The sequence below is a fragment of the Thauera sp. genome, from assembly GCF_035444905.1.
Lineage (GTDB): Bacteria > Pseudomonadota > Gammaproteobacteria > Burkholderiales > Rhodocyclaceae > Thauera.
In genome coordinates, this window is the sequence record NZ_DAOMPS010000132.1 from 1 (window position 1) to 2,169 (window position 2,169).

Consider the following 2,169-nt stretch of genomic DNA (forward strand, 5'->3'; position numbering starts at 1 on the left):
ATCCCGATCAACATGAAGACCCTGAACATCCTTTGGCAGCGCCTCGTGACGCCGGAAGGCGAGACCTGCGAGCGCTGCGGCGGCACGTACGACGCCATCGTCCAGGCGCTCCCCAAGCTTGAACAAGCGCTGCGCCCGCTTGGCATCGAGCCCGTTCTGGAAACGCGGGAAATCGCGCTCGACGCCTTCAGGGGCATGCCCTCGGAGTCGAATCGCATCTGGATCGGCGGCCGTTCGATCGAGGACTGGCTCGGTGCGAGCATCGGCAAGAGCACCTGCTGCTCGGCCTGCGGGGGCGCGGCCTGCCGGACATTGGAAGTGGGAACGGAAAGCTTCGAGGCGATTCCGGAACAGCTGATCCTCAAGGCCGCGCTGCTTGCCGCGTCCGCATGCCTGAGCCCTGCCAGCGACGCAGCCGCCGCGCCGGGTGCGCGCAAACCGGGGTGCTGTGGCGATGCCTGATCAGCACACGCCCGGCAAGCGACGGCCCGATCCGCTCGCCCGGTTTCTCTTTGCCCTCATCAGCCTCACGGTTGTGGCCCTGGGGGTGGCGGCGGTCGTCACGGAGTACGCGCCGGCGCGTTCGACGCGTTTTGGCATGGCCGGGCCGCTGTTCGACGGCGATGCGGTGCACTTCGGCGTGACGATGATCTTCTTCGGGCTCGCGCCGCTCGGCTTCTTCGCCAGGACGGCGCGGGGCGCGGGCTGGTGGGCGGGGGGCTGCATGGCGCTGGCCCTGCTCACCCTGTTCGTCGGCCTGAGGCTCATGCCCTGAGCCGGCGGCGCCGGACCGTCTTGATGAGCGTCAATGAGAACTGCTTTCGTTTCAAACACGCTTGCCCGACCCCGGACTCGGGATCATTTCAGGAGCAGGACATGGCGAAGACGCTTGAAGGCAAGGTGGCAGTCGTCACGGGTGCCAGTAGTGGGATCGGGAAATCGATCGTCGAGAAATATGCAGAGGCCGGCGCTCGGGTCGTGGCGTTTGCGCGCAACCAGGACGCCTTGAAGGCCTTGGCGTCCAGCTATCCCGGCCAGGTCAGGGCCGTGGCGGGCGATGTGACGAAACCCGAAGACCTCGCGCGTCTTGTCGATGAAGCCGTCCACGCCCATGGCGGCGTCGATATCGTCGTCCCGAACGCCGGCATTGCCCGCGTCGTGTCCTTCGAGAACAGCACCGCCGAGGCCTTCAATACCCAGTTCTCGGTCAATCTCTTCGGCGCGGCGGAAACGGCGCGTCTGTTCGTGCCCCACATCCGCAAGGGCGGATCGATCCAGTTCATCACCACATTCCTGACCCAGGTCGGCTTCCCCGGGCTGGCCATCTACAGTGCCAGCAAGGCGGCGTTGAAGTCGCTTTCGCAGACCCTGGCGGCAGAGATCGCCCCCCAGGGCATCCGGGTCAATTCGATCGCGCCGGGCCCGATCGGGACGCCGCTGTGGGGAACGGTCGGGCTGCCGCCCGAGGTTCTGGCTGCGGTCGCGGACAAGATCACGTCCCGCCTGATGCCCGGCGCATTCGGCCAGCCCGAGGATATCGCCGAGCTGTCGGTGTTCCTGGCCTCGGATGCTGCCAAGAACATCTTCGGGCAGGAGATCGTCGTGGATGGCGGCTATACGATCGGGTGAGGCTGGTTGCGACCGCCCGGCCTCGACCGGCTGGCGGGTCCGGCTGTGCCGGGGCGCGGCGAGGAGGCCGTCATTGCACATGCCGGCCAGCCCTTTCCCGGGCCGACAGCCTACTGCCGAGAAGATGTCGGTGCCGCAACGGCGCCAGCGAGGATGCCGCCATCGATGTTGAGTTCCGCCCCGTTCATGTAGGGGGCCTCGTCGGAGGCGAGCATCACGGCTACGGCGGCGACCTCCTCCGGCCGGCCGAAGCGTCGCAGGGGGCAATCCTGGACGAACTCGCGCATCCTGATCTCGCGCTCCGGGCCCTCGCCCAGGAGCGGTTCCCACATGGGTGTCAGCACGGCGGCGGGGTGGATCGAGTTGCACCGGATCGGCAAGCCCTGTTCGGCGCAATAGAGCGCCACGGTCTTCGTATGGTTGCGCACGGCGGCCTTTGACGAGGCATAGGCCGCGGCGCCGGGGATGCCGACCAGGCCGGAGCGCGAGGACACATTGATGATCGAGCCTGCGCTTGCCGATCGCCGCATCGCCTGAACG

The 2,169-nt window shown here is 67.3% G+C and carries 4 protein-coding genes; 3 read left to right on the forward strand and 1 reads right to left on the reverse strand.

Going from position 1 to position 2,169, the window contains the following annotated elements; all coding sequences use genetic code 11:
- The 3 genes from PLC66_RS22555 to PLC66_RS22565 all read left to right on the forward strand — a co-directional run.
- Positions 1-462 (forward strand): DUF2703 domain-containing protein (locus tag PLC66_RS22555; protein WP_324544415.1); only part of this gene is annotated, 462 nt, incomplete at its 5' end.
- Entirely contained in the window at positions 455-775 is a 321-nt protein-coding gene (locus PLC66_RS22560) for a hypothetical protein (protein WP_324544416.1), read from the forward strand. The genes PLC66_RS22555 and PLC66_RS22560, both read left to right, overlap by 8 nt.
- 101 nt (positions 776-876) lie before the next feature.
- Entirely contained in the window at positions 877-1,629 is a 753-nt protein-coding gene (locus tag PLC66_RS22565) for an SDR family NAD(P)-dependent oxidoreductase (RefSeq protein ID WP_324544417.1), read from the forward strand.
- Positions 1,630-1,739: 110 nt separating this feature from the next.
- Here the strand turns inward: PLC66_RS22565 and PLC66_RS22570 are convergent.
- A partial coding sequence (locus PLC66_RS22570; protein ID WP_324544418.1) for an SDR family oxidoreductase occupies positions 1,740-2,169 on the reverse strand: 430 nt, incomplete at its 5' end.